This window comes from Nocardia sp. CA-119907, from assembly GCF_050955995.1.
In the GTDB taxonomy this organism is placed as follows: domain Bacteria; phylum Actinomycetota; class Actinomycetes; order Mycobacteriales; family Mycobacteriaceae; genus Nocardia.
In genome coordinates, this window is the sequence record NZ_CP192091.1 from 556,099 (window position 1) to 571,034 (window position 14,936).

At 67.0% G+C, this 14,936-nt stretch carries 13 protein-coding genes; 8 read left to right on the plus strand and 5 right to left on the minus strand.

The genetic code is table 11. The features are described 5' to 3' along the window. Positions 1–900 precede the first annotated feature (900 nt). A complete protein-coding gene (locus ACQP2D_RS02555) occupies positions 901–2,271 on the plus strand; it encodes an amidase (RefSeq protein ID WP_433685498.1) in 1,371 nt (456 codons plus the stop codon). Here ACQP2D_RS02555 and ACQP2D_RS02560 read toward each other — a convergent pair. The 3 genes from ACQP2D_RS02560 to ACQP2D_RS02570 form a co-directional block, all read right to left on the minus strand. Then, entirely contained in the window at positions 2,268–3,158 is an 891-nt protein-coding gene (locus ACQP2D_RS02560) for a LysR family transcriptional regulator (protein ID WP_433682121.1), read from the minus strand. The two genes, ACQP2D_RS02555 and ACQP2D_RS02560, sit on opposite strands and share 4 nt — an antisense overlap. A 403-nt stretch (positions 3,159–3,561) precedes the next feature. Then, positions 3,562–4,395, minus strand: a complete 834-nt coding sequence (locus tag ACQP2D_RS02565) for an SDR family oxidoreductase (RefSeq protein ID WP_433682122.1) — start codon at positions 4,393–4,395, stop codon at positions 3,562–3,564. Continuing rightward, positions 4,392–5,999, minus strand: coding sequence for an aldehyde dehydrogenase family protein (locus tag ACQP2D_RS02570; RefSeq protein WP_433682123.1), 1,608 nt, complete (start codon positions 5,997–5,999; stop codon positions 4,392–4,394). The genes ACQP2D_RS02565 and ACQP2D_RS02570 overlap by 4 nt, the downstream gene beginning before the upstream one ends. A 161-nt stretch (positions 6,000–6,160) precedes the next feature. On the opposite strand from ACQP2D_RS02570, the gene ACQP2D_RS02575 reads away from it, so the two are divergent. Beyond that, a complete protein-coding gene (locus ACQP2D_RS02575; RefSeq protein WP_433682124.1) occupies positions 6,161–7,471 on the plus strand; it encodes a PucR family transcriptional regulator in 1,311 nt (436 codons plus the stop codon). Positions 7,472–7,482: 11 nt separating this feature from the next. On the opposite strand, the gene ACQP2D_RS02580 is transcribed toward ACQP2D_RS02575, so the two are convergent. Beyond that, complete coding sequence (locus ACQP2D_RS02580) at positions 7,483–7,743, minus strand: DUF2277 domain-containing protein (protein ID WP_433682125.1); 261 nt, start codon at positions 7,741–7,743, stop codon at positions 7,483–7,485. 109 nt (positions 7,744–7,852) lie between these two features. Here ACQP2D_RS02580 and ACQP2D_RS02585 point away from each other — a divergent pair, with 109 nt between their 5' ends. Further along, on the plus strand, positions 7,853–8,686 hold the full coding sequence (locus ACQP2D_RS02585) for a DUF1266 domain-containing protein (protein ID WP_433682126.1): 834 nt from the start codon (positions 7,853–7,855) through the stop codon (positions 8,684–8,686). On the opposite strand, the gene ACQP2D_RS02590 is transcribed toward ACQP2D_RS02585, so the two are convergent. Continuing rightward, positions 8,666–9,613, minus strand: a complete 948-nt coding sequence (locus tag ACQP2D_RS02590; protein WP_433682127.1) for a hypothetical protein — start codon at positions 9,611–9,613, stop codon at positions 8,666–8,668. The two genes, ACQP2D_RS02585 and ACQP2D_RS02590, sit on opposite strands and share 21 nt — an antisense overlap. Before the next feature lie 355 nt (positions 9,614–9,968). On the opposite strand from ACQP2D_RS02590, the gene ftsH reads away from it, so the two are divergent. From ftsH to folK, 5 genes are all read left to right on the plus strand, one after another. Beyond that, on the plus strand, positions 9,969–12,347 hold the full coding sequence (gene ftsH / locus ACQP2D_RS02595; protein ID WP_433682128.1) for an ATP-dependent zinc metalloprotease FtsH: 2,379 nt from the start codon (positions 9,969–9,971) through the stop codon (positions 12,345–12,347). A gap of 174 nt (positions 12,348–12,521) precedes the next feature. Continuing rightward, positions 12,522–13,112, plus strand: a complete 591-nt coding sequence (gene folE, locus ACQP2D_RS02600) for a GTP cyclohydrolase I FolE (RefSeq protein WP_433685499.1) — start codon at positions 12,522–12,524, stop codon at positions 13,110–13,112. A gap of 56 nt (positions 13,113–13,168) precedes the next feature. Then, entirely contained in the window at positions 13,169–13,996 is an 828-nt protein-coding gene (folP, locus tag ACQP2D_RS02605; protein WP_433685500.1) for a dihydropteroate synthase, read from the plus strand. Then, entirely contained in the window at positions 13,993–14,397 is a 405-nt protein-coding gene (gene folB / locus ACQP2D_RS02610; RefSeq protein ID WP_433682129.1) for a dihydroneopterin aldolase, read from the plus strand. Before folP ends, folB begins: the two co-directional genes overlap by 4 nt. Continuing rightward, positions 14,394–14,936, plus strand: coding sequence for a 2-amino-4-hydroxy-6-hydroxymethyldihydropteridine diphosphokinase (gene folK, locus ACQP2D_RS02615; RefSeq protein ID WP_433682130.1), 543 nt, complete (start codon positions 14,394–14,396; stop codon positions 14,934–14,936). The genes folB and folK overlap by 4 nt, the downstream gene beginning before the upstream one ends.

Genomic DNA, 14,936 nt, shown 5'->3' on the forward strand with positions numbered 1-14,936 from the left:
GGCCAACTCGGTCAGTACCGAATCCTCCAGCACTGCCCGTCGAGTGCTCTGATCGATGTCGTCGGCATTGAGCAGCACCCGCAATTCGGCCGCTTGTTCGGGATATTCCCGCAGACAATCCTTGGGGTCGACGCGCTCGCCGCTATGCCTGCGGATGACGAACTCTTCATAGACCAAACCCGCTGGAATACCACCCGGTTCGAGTTCGGGGAACTCGGCACAGTAGTCGAAAAGGCGCTTGCGTGCCGTGGGGGCGCTACTGGATTCGCGGCGGTCCTGGGTCGCGGCCCGCTGCGATACCGTCTCGGTACCCGTCGCGCGCCCCGCAGCGCTGCGCCGGATCCACCGATGTCGCAGGTCGACGCGGATCAATTCGATGAGTGCCGCCTGGCGCAGGGACTCCGCGTCGGGCAGAAAGTCGGCGATCTCCGGCGGCCGACTGGTCGATTCACAGTTCGCCGATTCCCATGCGGCGGAGAACGCCTCGACAACGTTGTTATCGGTGTGCAGTAGCGGTCCGCCCCAAACGCGGGTCGGATCGGAGTCGAGACCGGGACGGTATCTCTTTTCGGAATCTGCACTCATTTTCGGACCTAGCTGCTGAGCGGATCCAGAGAATCCGCGGTGTTCGGTCGGTGGATGCGCCGATGAATTTTCCGCCACACCCGACGCCATCGTCCCCCGAGCAGTAATCCAAATGATAACTTGCGGCTCAACAGCGGATCACCCGATTTCGACAACCACGCGACGGGGAAGAACCAGCACATGCAAAAAGCAGCTACGGGCACGAAGGCGGTAGCCGAACGTGACCGCGAAGCGATGACTCCGGCGGCCGAAACCCCGGAGGTGCAGACCGCCAACGGGGTGTCCGTTGCGGCGGCCGACGCCGTGCATACTTCGATGGAATCCAGCATGCCACGCGAATCCGGCATGGCACGAGGTCCGGCCTCGGCAATGGCCGCGAGCGTGCGCGACGGCTCGCTGGCACCGACCGAGACGGTCGGCACCGCCCTGGACCGGATCGCCGCCGGAAATCGAAAGACGAACGCTTTCGTCGTCGTTCGCTCCGCCAAGGCGCGCGCCGAGGCGCTCGCGCTGGAACAGCGCTCCGACCTGGACGCGCTGCCTTTGGCGGGTGTCCCCATCGCGATCGAACACAACATCGCGGTCGAGGGCGAGGCGACGCTGGCCGGTTCCGCGGCCACCGATACCGCCGCGGTCGCCGCCGACCATCCGGTGGTGCGCCGACTGCGGGCCGCCGGCGCCGTGGTGGTCGGGCTGACCGCGGTATCGGAGCTGGGGCTGTGGAGCACCACCGAGAGCGAGGGCCGGATCAGCCGGAACCCGTGGAATTCCGCGCGCAGCACCGGTGGCTCGTCGGGCGGAGCGGCCGCGGCGGTCGCGGCCGGGCTGGTACCGGTGGCACACGGCAATGACTTGCTCGGTTCGGTGCGCATTCCCGCGGCCTGCTGCGGGGTATTCGGGATCAAGCCGGGGCGGCATACCGTGCCGGCCGAGGTCGGCGTCGATTCCTGGTCGGGAATGGTCGAAAAGGGTGTGCTCGCAACGACGGTCGGCGATGCGGCGCTCGCGCTATCGGTGCTCGCCGCGCGCCCGGACCTAGCCGAGCTAGATCCACCGGGCCGACTACGCATCGGGCTGGCCGTCGCGCCGCCCTCCCGTTTGTTCCGGGTCGATCGGCACTGGACCGCGGCGGCTCGCACCGCCGCCTCCGCCGCCGTAGCCGCCGGGCACCTGGTGGAATCCACGACCCTTCCCTATGCCGAATCGATCATCTCCGTTGGCCTGCGCTGGCTGGCATTCGCCGCCCGCGAGGCCATGTCACTCGTCCGCCCCGAAGGCTTGCAGCCGCGCACCCGCCGACACCTCGCACTCGGCCGGTTGATCCAGCGCCTGCGGCTGATCCGCCCGGCTCAGGTGGACCGGGTAGAGGCGCGACTGCTGGAATTCTTCGAGCGCTACGACGTCGTGATCACCCCGACGCTCGCCGCGCCGCCGCCACGGGCTCGGGCCTGGCACACCCTGGGCTGGTTGGCGAATGTCGTTACCAGCGCACGGTATTCACCGTTCACACCGCTGTGGAATATGGTCGGCTGGCCCGCCGCGTCGATCCCGATGGGCATGCACCCCGGCTCGAAGACGCCGGTCGCCGCCCAGCTCGCGGCACCCCCCGGCGGTGAATCGACCCTGCTGCGCCTGTCGGCCCAACTCGAGTCGATCCACCCCTGGAAGCGAACGGTGATCGACTAACTGGCGACTGCGGCCTGGTGCTGGACCGAGAAACCGCCCTCCACCGCGCGTGCGGCGAATTCGAGAATGGTCGGCCGGTTGTCATCGGCGCGCCAGGCGACGGCCAGTTCGCACGGGGCGAGCCCGTTGAGCGGGCGGGCGGTCAGTCCCGGCCAGCGGTACATCGGCACATTGTTCTCGGCGAGCAGGCAGACGCCGAGGCCGAGGCTCACGGCCTCCAGCTTGTCTTCGGGGGTCGCCGCTTCGGCGCCGATCTTGGGCTGACGGCCGTTGCGCGCATCGCTGCCGAGCCAGAAGTCGCGCACCGCACCGGCCTCGGTGGGCAGCGCGATGAACGGTTCGTCGAGCAGGTCGGCGAAGTCGATGGTCCCGTTATCGGCCAGCGGATGGTTCTCCGGCAGCAGCACCCAGCGCGGCTCGGTGCGCAGCACCTGCCAGCGGTACCGGTTCGGATCGGGCAGCGGAAGCCAGACCAGCGCCAGGTCGGCCTGCCGACCGGCCAGACCGCTGGACGGGTCGGTCCAGGAGGCGGCGTGCAGGGCGAGCCGGTGCCCGCTCGCGCTCTCCAGATCGTTGAGCAGACCGCGGCCGAGCGCGGACTGGATGCCGACACGCAGCACCTCACCCGCCTCCTGCAGTGAGACGTTGGTGACCTCCCACAGCTCCAGGATCTTGCGGGCGCCTTCGAGTAGCTCCTTACCCGCGACGGTCAGCGCCACACTGCGCTGGTTGCGGTCGAACAGGACCACGTCGAGCTGACGTTCCAGCTGACGAATCTGACGCGACAGGGTGGGTTGAGCGATGTGCAGCCGCTGGGCGGCGTTGGTGAAGTGCAGTTCCTCAGCGACGGCGACGAAATACCGCAGGTCGCGCAAATGCGGGTCCATAGCCCCTTGCTATCAGAATCGGTCCTGAATTTCCAGCCTATTGAAGCCAGAAAGTCCGGATATGGCAGCCGAAACAGTCGACAGGTTTGTTAGAGACAGCATATGGCCTGTCATGGTCATTTGCACCATCGACTTGGCGAATCTCCGGCACTCACGGCACGTGCGCTCTCGCTGAAGACAATTGGGCAGATGACCAGCAGTGATGCGGCGCGAGGCGGGTTCCGGACCTCCGTTGCGGTGGGTCGAAGTGCGGCCGGTCACCCTCGGAGAAACCGGCCCGCAACGGCGTAGGAGTCGTTACAACCATGAGTAGTGAGATTCGTCACAAAGATGTTTGCGGCCGCCGAAGCACAAGAGGACGCCGTGGTCGCGACAACACGACCACGGCGCCCTCGATGCGCGATCAGAGGCTGCGCGCGCGATCCTCGTAGGCCTTGCGCTCGGCCGCGTCGACATCGTCGAGGAAGGCATTGCTCGAACCCAGCGCCCTGGCCAGCCCGTCGGCCACCGGTTCGGGCAGCAGATTCACCAGCTGCGAGAGCAGACCGGCTACTGCGGTCACCCGGACCTTGGATTTGGGTGCGGCGATCAGCGTGACGATGGCCTCGGCGATCTCCTCCGGCTCGGCCGGGCGCAGCAGCTTGGGGCCACTCACACCGGAGCCGAGTTCGGTATTGGTCAGCGTCGGCAGCACCGAGGAGAACGCGACACCGGAACCCCGGTACTCCTCCCGCAGCGTATCGGTGAAGCCCAGCACCGCGTGCTTGCTGGCGTTATAGGTTGCCAGGCCCGGGATATGGGTCTCACCCGCGAGTGAGGCGATGTTGATGACGTGTCCGCGTTTGCGCGGCAGCATCCGGGCCAGGCCCAGCTTGGATCCGAGAATTACGCCGTAGACGTTGATATCGAGGATGCGGCGGGTGATCTGGTCCGGCTCGTCGACGAATTTGCCGGTCGGCATGATGCCCGCGTTGTTGATCAGCACATCGATCGGACCGACGGTGCGCTCTACCTCGTCGAGGAAGTTCTCGAACGAGGTGGAATCGGTGACATCGAGCCGGCCGTACAGTTCGAAATTCCGGGCGGTTCCGGACTCCTTGACCGTGGCCTCGTCGATATCGCCGATCGCGATCTTGGCGCCGAGTGCCTGTAGCGCGGTCGCGGTGGCCAGTCCGATGCCGCGCGCACCACCGGTGATGACGACGACCTTCCCGCGAATCTTCGCCGCGTCGGTCACTTGTTGTCTCCCTTGAGCTTCAGAATGGCCGGAATATTGATGCGCCGCAGACCACGCGCTCCCGCCGCGCGCATCGCGCCGAGCCCGAACAGCACCTTGGGCATCTGGTAGGGGAACCAGAGCAGTTCCTTCTGCTGGGTCGGCAGGATCGGCGTGGTGATCGCCTTCTGCCTGCAGTACTTGCGCACCCCGTCCGGGCCGCCCCAGCGGGCGCCGACACCGGACTGCCCCCAGCCGCCCATCGGCAGCGCGAAGCTGAACAGATTGACGAAGACATCGTTGATATTCACCGCGCCGACATTGAGCTCGCGGGCCACCCGCTCGCCGCGGTCCTTGTCCCCGGTCCACACCGAGGCGGACAGTCCGTAGATCGAATCGTTGGCCAGCCGAACGGCTTCGGCCTCGTCGGCGACCTTGATCACCGGCAGGGTCGGGCCGAAGGTCTCCTCGGTGATGCAGGACATGCTCTGATCGACATCGACCAGCACGGTCGGCTCGAACAGCGTGCCGACACCGGTCCGCTTGCCGCCGGTGGTGACCCGGGCACCCGCCGCGACGGCCTCGTCGACATGGCGCTGCACGATCTGGGCCTGGCTCTCATTGGCGAGCGCGCCGACGTCGTGCTTCGACTCGCGCCCGTCGAGGCCCTGACGCAGATTCCGGACCGCGTCGGTGAGTTTGGCGACGAACCCGTCGTAGACCGGCGCCTCGACATACACCCGCTCCACCGAAATGCAGACCTGGCCCGAATTGAACATGCCGCCGAAGGCGATGCCGTGCGCGGCGCGATCGAGGTCGGCGTCGGCCAGCACGATGGCCGGATCCTTACCGCCCAATTCCAGGCTGTAGGGAATCATCCGCTCGACGCAGGCGGCCGCGATCTTGCGTCCGGTCGCGGTGGAACCGGTGAACTGGATGTAGTCGGCGTTCTCGATCACCGCGGCGCCGGTCGCACCCGCGCCGGTGATCACGGCGAAGACCGGCGGTGCGCCGATTTCGGCCCAGCCCCTTGCCAATTCGAGTGCCGAGAGCGGGGTCACCTCCGAGGGCTTGAGGATTACCGCGGCGCCAGCGGCCAGTGCCGGGATCACATCGATGACCGGCATCGCCAGCGGGAAGTTCCACGGTGTGATCACGCCGACCACCGGGTACGGCCTGTACACCGTGGTCAGCTTCTTGACCCGGGCCAGCGGGCTGTGGGGCGACGGGTGGTCGTCGGCGAGGAATTTGGCGGCCCGGCGCGCGTAGTAGCCGATCAGATCCGTGGAGAAGGCCGGGTCGATCAGCGCGTCCACCCGCGGCTTACCCGTCTCGGATTGCAGCACGTCGGCCAGGTGCTCGGTATTGTCGATGATCCAGTCCTGCAGCTTCAGCAGCCATTCCTTGCGGCCGTCGGGGCCGATGGCCTCCCATTCCGGCTGGTACAGGCGCAATTCGCGGATCTTGGCCGCGACCGCCTCGGCGCTCTGCTCCGGCACGGTGCCGACCACCGCACCGGTACCCGGATTGCGCACCTCGATCAGCGTCGGATCCGCTTTCTTCGCCGTCGTCTTGCGTGGCGTCGTTTTCTTGGCCGCGCCGGGGACCGATTCGGTGTTGGTCACTGCTGTTCTCCCACTGACGTTGTGCTGTGAACCGCTGGAAGCCGGTTACTGTGAATCAGTTCACTGACCTATGATCGTGACACAAGATCGCGGGACTTTCTTGGGCCGTTTTGTCAACTGACTCGGCTGATTTTGTATTCAAAGTACAATTCGGAGGAATCATGGTCGCTGCCTCGGCCGGTCGTCCGGTGACCACGGAGCCACTGCGGACCGATTCGGATCCGAATATCGAGGTCGTGCGCGACTGGCTGGCCGAATACGTCTACGAGTCGATGCGGACCCAGACGCTAGAGCAGATCGTGGACCGTCTCGACAACGCCATCATCGCCCGCATCCCGGAGCTCGCCGACCGCGATATCCGCCGTGATCTCGCGGCCAGCACCAGGGCGCATGCCAGGGTCATGCTGAGCGGGCTCACCAGCGACACCTTCGATTTCACGCTGCCCGACGAGGTACACGCCTTTGCGCGCACGATCGCCCGGCGCGGCTTCCAGCTGCGACTGCTGTTGCGGACCTACCACGTCGGGCAGGAGGCCGTGCTCGACTACATGACCGATGCCATCGAGGAGCGCCGCCCGCCACACGAGATCGAGCGCGCGGTCATGCTGCGGCTGTTCGAGCGATCGACCAGATGGGTCGGCAATTCGGTGGAGGCGCTGACGGATACCTACATGGAGGAACGCGAACGGATCCTGCGCGCCGATCTCAACCGCCGCTCGGAAACCGTTCGCACGCTATTGGGCGACGGCGATGTGGATATCGACCAGGCGTCGATTCGGCTCGGATATCGCCTCGCCCAACAACATTTGGCATTCGTGCTCTGGGCCGACGAGTCGGGTGACGCCGAGATGAGCGGACAGCTGGATCGGGTCGCGGCGCGACTGGCGGCCGCGCTCGGCAGCACTCGGGTGCTGACGGTGCCGTCCGGTGCAAGTGGCATGTGGGCCTGGGTCGGCCTGGACGATGACGCGCATGCGGCGCAAGTGGCCGAACCCGGCCGGCTGGAACGACTGGTGGCCGGATCGGTGGAGCCGCCGATGCGGGTCGCCTTCGGCGTGCCAGCGGCACAGCTGGCCGGATTCCGCAACAGTCATCGCGAAGCGGTCGCGGCCAGGCAGGTGGCCGAGCGCAGCGCGACGGCGGCGCGGATCACGGGCTATCGCGAGGTGGAGATCGCCTATCTGGCGGGCGCCGACAACGCGGCCATGCGCGGTCTGATCGGGCGCGAATTGCGCGCGCTGGCGGGCCGTGATGCCAATGCCACACGCCTGCGCGAAACACTGCACGCGTATCTGAAGAGCCATCGCAGCCCGGAGGCCACGGCGAAACTACTGGGTGTGCACAAGAACACGGTCCGCTATCGGATCCAGCGGATCGAGGAACTGCTCGGCCATCCGATCGAAGCGCGCGGGCTGCCGCTCGAGATCGCGCTGGCCTGCGTCGCCACTTACGGCGCGGACGCCCTACCTTGAACTGCTACGAACTACTCCGTCTCCGCACCCGCACGTTCGCGGCGTAGTGGCGGTTCGGTAGTCGGTGCGACTCGCACATTCGGCAGATCCGCGAGCAATTGCGTCGTCGCGGCCGCGATGGCGTTCACCGCCTTGTCCACCGCCGCCTTGGTTGTGGTGCTCAGGCCGGACACGCCACCGACCGTGCGCACGTACTGCAGTGCGGCAGCATAGATTTCCTGCTCGGTTGGCGCAGGATCCAGGCCACGAAGGAGGGTGATGTTGCTACTCATGCGTGCACATTAGCCCTCAGTACTGCCCGATGGCAGGACAAGAATCCAATCCGACGAAGCCAGCCGATTACTCAGCCTCTTCCAAGATCGATGGGGAACAATCGGTGGCATGCCTGCCCGCGGTGTACCCACCCTGACCACTTTCCCCTACGACGAACTCGACAAGCGGGAAGAGGATCATTGGTCCGGCGCGGCGATATCGGATGACGAACTGCGCGCCCTCGCGCTCGGCGCCTTCTATTCGGCGCGCTGGGACGCCTTCCACGATGCGCTGCTGCTCGGGCCCGAGCGCGACCATCCGCTCGGCGACCGCCGCGAACTGGCCATCGACACCCTGACCGGCGCATGGGGCATCACCGACGGCACCGAGGCGCAGGCCTCCATGGAGCAGTTGCTCGAGGGTATGCACGCGCCGCTGTACGCGATGGTGCATCCGCTGGTGATGGCATCGATCAATGCCAGTGAACGCGACCGGTTCGGTGAGCGGGCCGATCGGCATCGGGCCTTTCTGCGTCAGGTCGGTTCGTTCCGGGGGATGGACAATCCGGAGGCGCTGGTCCGCGACTACGACATCTGGTCGCAGGCGATAAAGATCGGCTTCACCGACCATCTGGCCCGGCCGCTGCCGAGCGATATCCACGCCTGGGACCTGGCCCGGGTGGTCGCGGTGGCCCGAATGGCCTTCACCGCAGGCTATCTCGACGCCGAGGTGGCCTGGGGCTATCTGCTGCGAGCACTGCCGCTGGCCCAGCGCAAATATCAGAACTGGCGCCAATTCGGCGATGCCTACCTGACCGGCTGGACCTACTGGCAGGCCTGTGAGGATCTGGCCGAACTGAAAAACGGCGGCGTGGATCGGCGCATGGAGCTACTGCGCCTGTGGCTGCGGCCGACGAGTCCTTGGCGGCGGATCGGCCTGCAGTCAGTTCCCGTCGGGGAGTGAGCGCAGGATTCCTCGGCCGTAACGCTGGAACTGTCCGTCATCGACCATGCCGAGGGAATGCCGTTCCACCAGCAACTCCCACTCGGAATAGAGTTGGGCGACACCGGGATCGGCCGGACCGGCCGCGCCGTTCGCCGAATCGCGCCGGACGGCGAAATTCACCGCACAGGTGACGCGTTCGGTATCGGCTCGATCGGTGCCGGTGAAACGCAGCGTGGTATTTCCGTCGTGTATGTCGATACCGGTTTCGCCGTGCGCCGAACCGATCTCGCCCGGCGCCGCCGCGGCGCCCTCGGTGGTGCGTGCCCACAGGACGGCGGGGATGGGTAGCTCGTGCGCGTACTTGTCGCCGGTGCCGATCGAAATGAACAGCAGCCGCCCGGTGGTCGCGGCCAGCAGTCCGGGGCCGCTGCCCGCGGGCGGATGTGCGACGGCGATCGCGGTCTCGAGCACATATTCGTCGGCGGTGACGTATCGATGCAGTGCGGCTATCGCCGACTTGGCATCGCGCTTGGGTGCCATCCGCCGCACGGCGCGATCGACATCGGCTCGGGTCGGCCCGTTCTTACCCCACTGCGGGGCGGGCGGCTGTAGATCGGGGGCGGCGACATCAATGCGCTGACCGGCCAGGATCTGGTCATTGATGCGCTCGACGATCTCGGCGGCCGCGGGGAAGTCGTGTTCGGCGATGAGGACGGGTAGTGGCGTGCGGTCCGCGGGTACGCCGGTGAGCACGGGAGTCGGATAACGCAGGTAGATCTCGATGACGACCGCGTCGTCGGCACGTCGGTTCAGCCGGACCTTGAGTAGGTCCGTCACCGGCACATCCAATACGCGCTCGCCGTCACTGCCCGGCCGCAACACGATCAAACGCCCGCGTCCGTGCCGCAGTATCGCTGTGGGTGTCCGTAGCTCGACTATGTCCATACCCCCTGCGCTCTGTTGGTTACGGTGCTCCCGGGGGCCCGCGTGGGGTACGCAAGCTACCGCCTTCGGGCCCGTCGCTCGCACCGCGGTGTTGTGTCGTCGCTCACGATAGGCCGAACATGACATGATTGTGACCACTTGGAGTAACCCCGACCGGAGACCTCGGGAACCACGGACGTTCCCCAGCCGTTTACCTGTCGAACTACACCAGCTGCCGAACTGCGCGATGTATCGACTAGACCGTACGCGGTAACGTGGCCTGTCCGCATCCGAACCACCGGACGGGACGCGCCCGACGCCACGCTAGGCATGCACCGGAGACACCGGAAAGGACTGGCCGCCCGGCCTAAGCTCTATGAACCGCAAGACTGTGTTTCGCACTCTGGCCATAGTCGCGGGCATTGCGCTCGTGATCTATGCGTTCGGCTACTTCGGCAATGACACACGCGGCTGGAAGAGCGTCGATACCTCGGTGGCGTTGAGTCAGCTGACCGACAAGAGCAACGTCAAGAACGTCCAGATCGACGACCGCGAGCAGCAGCTGCGCATCGAGCTGAACAATGGGACCGACGCCACTTCCGGCTCGAAGAAGATCATTGCCAAATTCCCGGGTGGCAGCGAGACCTCCAACCAGGTCTTCGACGCCGTGCAGAAGTCCGGCGCGCCCTTCAACACCGTGGTCAAACAGGAGAGCTGGTTCACCCAGATCCTACTGTTCGTACTGCCGATGGTGATCTTGTTGGGGCTGTTCATCTTTGTGATGTCCCGCATGCAGGGCGGTGGCCGCGGCGGCATGATGGGCTTCGGAAAATCGAAGGCCAAACAGCTGACCAAGGATATGCCGAAGACCACATTCGCCGATGTGGCCGGTGCCGACGAGGCCGTCGAAGAGCTCTACGAGATCAAGGACTTCCTGCAGAATCCGGTGCGCTACCAGGCGCTCGGCGCGAAGATCCCCAAGGGCGTGCTGCTCTACGGCCCGCCCGGTACCGGTAAGACCCTGCTGGCGCGTGCCGTCGCGGGTGAGGCCGGGGTGCCGTTCTTCACCATCTCCGGTTCGGACTTCGTCGAAATGTTCGTCGGTGTCGGTGCCTCCCGGGTGCGCGACCTGTTCGAACAGGCCAAGCAGAACAGCCCGTGCATCATCTTCGTCGACGAGATCGACGCGGTCGGCCGCCAGCGTGGCGCTGGCCTCGGCGGTGGTCACGACGAGCGTGAGCAGACCCTGAACCAGCTGCTGGTCGAGATGGACGGCTTCGGCGATCGCACCGGCATCATCCTGATCGCCGCGACCAACCGCCCCGACATCCTCGATCCGGCCCTGCTGCGTCCCGGCCGGTTCGACCGCCAGATCCCGGTCAGCAATCCGGACCTGGCCGGGCGGCGCGCCATCCTGCGGGTGCATTCGCAGGGCAAGCCGATCTCGCCGGAGGCCGATCTGGACGGTCTGGCCAAGCGTACCGTCGGCATGTCCGGCGCGGATCTGGCCAATGTCGTCAACGAGGCCGCACTGCTCACCGCCCGCGAGAACGGCGCGGTGATCACCGGCGAGCAGCTCGAGGAATCAGTGGACCGCGTCATCGGTGGTCCGCGTCGCAAGAGCCGCATCATCAGCGAGCACGAGAAGAAGATCACCGCCTACCACGAGGGTGGCCACACCCTGGCGGCGTGGGCGATGCCGGATATCGAGCCGGTCTACAAGGTCACCATCCTGGCCCGTGGACGCACCGGCGGTCACGCCATGACCGTGCCCGAGGATGACAAGGGCCTGATGACCCGCTCGGAGATGATCGCCCGCCTGGTGATGGCGATGGGTGGCCGCGCGGCCGAGGAACTGGTGTTCCACGAGCCGACCACCGGTGCCTCCTCCGATATCGACCAGGCCACCAAGATCGCCCGCGCGATGGTCACCGAATACGGCATGAGCGCGCGCCTCGGCGCGGTGCGCTACGGCCAGGAACAGGGCGATCCATTCCTCGGTCGCTCGATGGGCATGGGTTCGGACTACTCACACGAGGTCGCCGGCGCCATCGACGAGGAGGTGCGCAACCTCATCGAGGCCGCGCACACCGAGGCGTGGGCCATCCTCAACGAATACCGCGATGTGCTCGACGTGCTGGCCACGGCGCTGCTGGAGCGCGAGACACTGCACCGCAAGGATCTCGAGGAGATTCTCGCCGCGGTGGAGAAGCGGCCGCGGATCACCGCGTTCAACGATTTCGGCGAGCGCGTCCCCTCGGATAAGCCGCCGGTGAAGACCCCTGGCGAACTGGCCGCCGAACGCGGTGAGCCGTGGCCGCCGCAGGAGCCGGTCAAGCCGCGGCTGCCGCAGCGCGAAGCCGCATCGGCCAATGGCTACCCGGACGCCGGTTACCAGGAACCGCGGTACGGCGGCTACGCGCAGCAGCCCGCGACCGGTTATCCGCTGCCGCAGGCGCCGACCCCGGCACACCCGCGCCCGGGATCGACGCACGGCTCGCGACCGGATTACGGTGCCCCGGCCGGTTGGTCGGCGCCGGGCTGGCCGCCACGTGACGAGCCGCAGCAGCAGTCGGGTCAGCCCGGTTACGGCGGCTGGCAGGGTGAGCCGCAGCCGCGCCACGGGTACCAGCAGCCGCAGCAGCAGTGGGGTCAGCAGGGGCACGGCAACGACCCCTACGACGAGCCCGCCACCGGCACCGGGAATAACGATGGCGAGAACCACGATTGGGATGGACCGAACGGTCGGCACTGACCAGTGGCGATTAGGCTCGACCATCTGGGTGCCGGGTGATTGCCGGTACCTGAGATTTTGGAGGTGTCTCGCTTGTCTGCCAACAATCACGTCGGCGGCTATCCCAACAGCAACGCTGCCATCGACGAAGCGGATAAGGTCCAGCACAACGGTTCTGGCCCGGCCAAGCCGGAGTTGGTCGCACTCGAGACCGGCCGCTCGTTCGATCAGGCCCGCGCCGAGGCGGCCATCCGGGAGCTGCTGATCGCGGTCGGCGAGGACCCGGACCGTCCGGGTCTGATCGATACGCCCTCGCGGGTCGCCCGCTCCTATCGCGAGATGTTCGCCGGGCTCTACATGGAGCCGGATTCGGTGCTGAACACCACCTTCGATGAGGGCCACCAGGAGCTCGTGCTGGTGCGCGATATCCCGCTGTACTCGACCTGCGAACACCACCTGGTGTCCTTCCACGGCGTCGCGCACGTCGGCTATATCCCCGGCACGCACGGCCGGGTGACCGGACTGTCCAAGCTGGCCAGGCTGGTCGATCTCTATGCCAAGCGTCCGCAGGTACAGGAGCGGCTGACCAGCCAGATCGTCGAAGCCGTCATGCGCAAGCTGGATCCGCGCGGCGCGATCGTCGTGATCGAGGCCGAGCACCTGTGCATGGCCATGCGTGGTATCCGCAAGCCCGGCGCGAGCACCACCACCTCCGCGGTGCGCGGCCTGCTGCAGACCAGTGCGGCCTCGCGGGCCGAGGCCCTCGATCTGATCCTGCGCAAGTGAGGCAGGGCGCGGTGGACCTGCACGGACTCGCGCGCGGCGGTCGCTCCTGTGTGGTGATGGGCGTGGTGAATGTCACCAGCGACTCATTCTCCGACGGCGGCCGCTACCTCGATCCGAGCCTGGCCATCGCGCACGGCATCGAGCTGTACCAGGCGGGTGCCGACATCATCGATATCGGTGGTGAGTCGACCCGGCCCGGTGCGGTGCGGATCGATCCCGAAACCGAGGCCGCGCGCGTGGTTCCGGTAATTCGCGGGCTGGTCGCCGCGGGCGTGCCGACCAGCGTGGACACCATGCGGGCCGGTGTCGCGGCGGCGGCGATCGCCGCCGGTGTCGCGGTGGTCAACGACGTATCCGGCGGCCGCGCCGATCCCGATATGGTGAAAGTCGTTGCGGCGGCGCAGGTGCCGTGGATCCTCATGCACTGGCGGGCGGGTGCGGACTATCGGCACACCGGTCCGGCCGACCACTACGACGATGTGGTCGCCGAGGTGCTCGCCGAGTTGACCGCGCAGGTGGAGCTGGCCGTCGCGGCCGGAGTCGACCGGTCCCGGCTGGTACTCGATCCCGGCCTCGGTTTCGCCAAGAACGCCGAACACAATTGGGCACTGCTCGGTGCGCTGCCCGAACTGGTCGGCCACGGGCTGCCGATATTGATCGGCGCCTCCCGCAAACGTTTCCTCGGCGCCCTGCTCGCCGATGCCGCTGGCCCGCGCCCGCCGGATGGCCGGGAGACCGCCACCGCGACGGTGTCGGCGCTGGCCGCGCTGCACGGGGCCTGGGGTGTCCGTGTCCACGATGTGCGCGCCTCCCTGGACGCCATCGCCGTTACCGACGCCTGGCAGCGCGCCGCCCGGCACAGCACGCGAGGAGCCGCGATATGAAGGTGGGCCGGGAGACGGGCGGGCGTGCGCAGCTCGACCGGATCGAGCTGCGCGGGCTGCGCGCCTACGGCTATCACGGCTGCTTCGACCACGAACGCCGCGACGGCCAGGAGTTCGTGGTCGATCTGACGGTGTGGGCCGATTTCGCGGCCGCCGCGGCCACCGATGAACTCGCCGACACCATCGACTACGGCGGCCTCGCCGAGCGCGCCGTCCGGATCATCCAGGGCCCGCCGCGCAATCTCATCGAGAAGGTGGTCTCCGAGATCGCCGACGATGCGATGACCGATCCGCGCATCCAGGCCGTCGAGGTCGTGGTGCACAAGCCGTCCGCGCCGATTCCGCACACCTTCGCCGATGTCCGCGTCGTGACCTCGCGGCAGCGGGGGGCGCTGGCATGAGCAGCGCCGTACTGTCGATCGGCTCGAATCTGGGCGACCGGCTCGCGCATCTGCGCGGCGTTGTCGACGGACTCGGGCGGCGGGTGGTCGCGGTATCGCCGGTGTACTCGACCGCGCCGTGGGGCGGTGTCGAACAGGCCGACTACCTCAATGCCATTGTGCTGGTGGAAGATCCGGAATTGGGTGCGCGTGACTGGCTGCGCATCGGCCAGCAGCTGGAACAGGCCGCGGGGCGGGTGCGCGAGGTGCGCTGGGGTGCGCGCACCCTCGATGTCGATGTGGTCTGGTGCGCCGAGGGCGGACAGGTCTGCCGCAGCGACGATCCGGAACTGACCCTGCCGCACCCACAGGCGCACAACCGGGCCTTCGTACTGATTCCGTGGTTGGACGTGCAGCCGGACGCGGTACTCGAGGTCGATGGGACCGCGCGGCCGGTGCGTGAACTGCTCGCCGAGCTCGACGCTGCCGAGCGCGCGGGTGTCCGATCGACCGAATTCGCGCTGCCGGGCGCGGTCGCGACGGGGGGATCGGCGTCGTGA

Coding starts and splice junctions, on each gene's coding strand:
- ACQP2D_RS02555 (WP_433685498.1), top strand. CDS start 901: ATGGAATCCAGCATGCCACGCGAATCCGGCATGGCACGAGGTCCGGCC.
- ACQP2D_RS02560 (WP_433682121.1), bottom strand. CDS start 3,158: ATGGACCCGCATTTGCGCGACCTGCGGTATTTCGTCGCCGTCGCTGAG.
- ACQP2D_RS02575 (WP_433682124.1), top strand. CDS start 6,161: ATGGTCGCTGCCTCGGCCGGTCGTCCGGTGACCACGGAGCCACTGCGG.
- ACQP2D_RS02580 (WP_433682125.1), bottom strand. CDS start 7,743: ATGAGTAGCAACATCACCCTCCTTCGTGGCCTGGATCCTGCGCCAACC.
- ACQP2D_RS02585 (WP_433682126.1), top strand. CDS start 7,853: ATGCCTGCCCGCGGTGTACCCACCCTGACCACTTTCCCCTACGACGAA.
- ACQP2D_RS02590 (WP_433682127.1), bottom strand. CDS start 9,613: ATGGACATAGTCGAGCTACGGACACCCACAGCGATACTGCGGCACGGA.
- ftsH (WP_433682128.1), top strand. CDS start 9,969: ATGAACCGCAAGACTGTGTTTCGCACTCTGGCCATAGTCGCGGGCATT.
- folP (WP_433685500.1), top strand. CDS start 13,169: ATGGGCGTGGTGAATGTCACCAGCGACTCATTCTCCGACGGCGGCCGC.
- folB (WP_433682129.1), top strand. CDS start 13,993: ATGAAGGTGGGCCGGGAGACGGGCGGGCGTGCGCAGCTCGACCGGATC.
- folK (WP_433682130.1), top strand. CDS start 14,394: ATGAGCAGCGCCGTACTGTCGATCGGCTCGAATCTGGGCGACCGGCTC.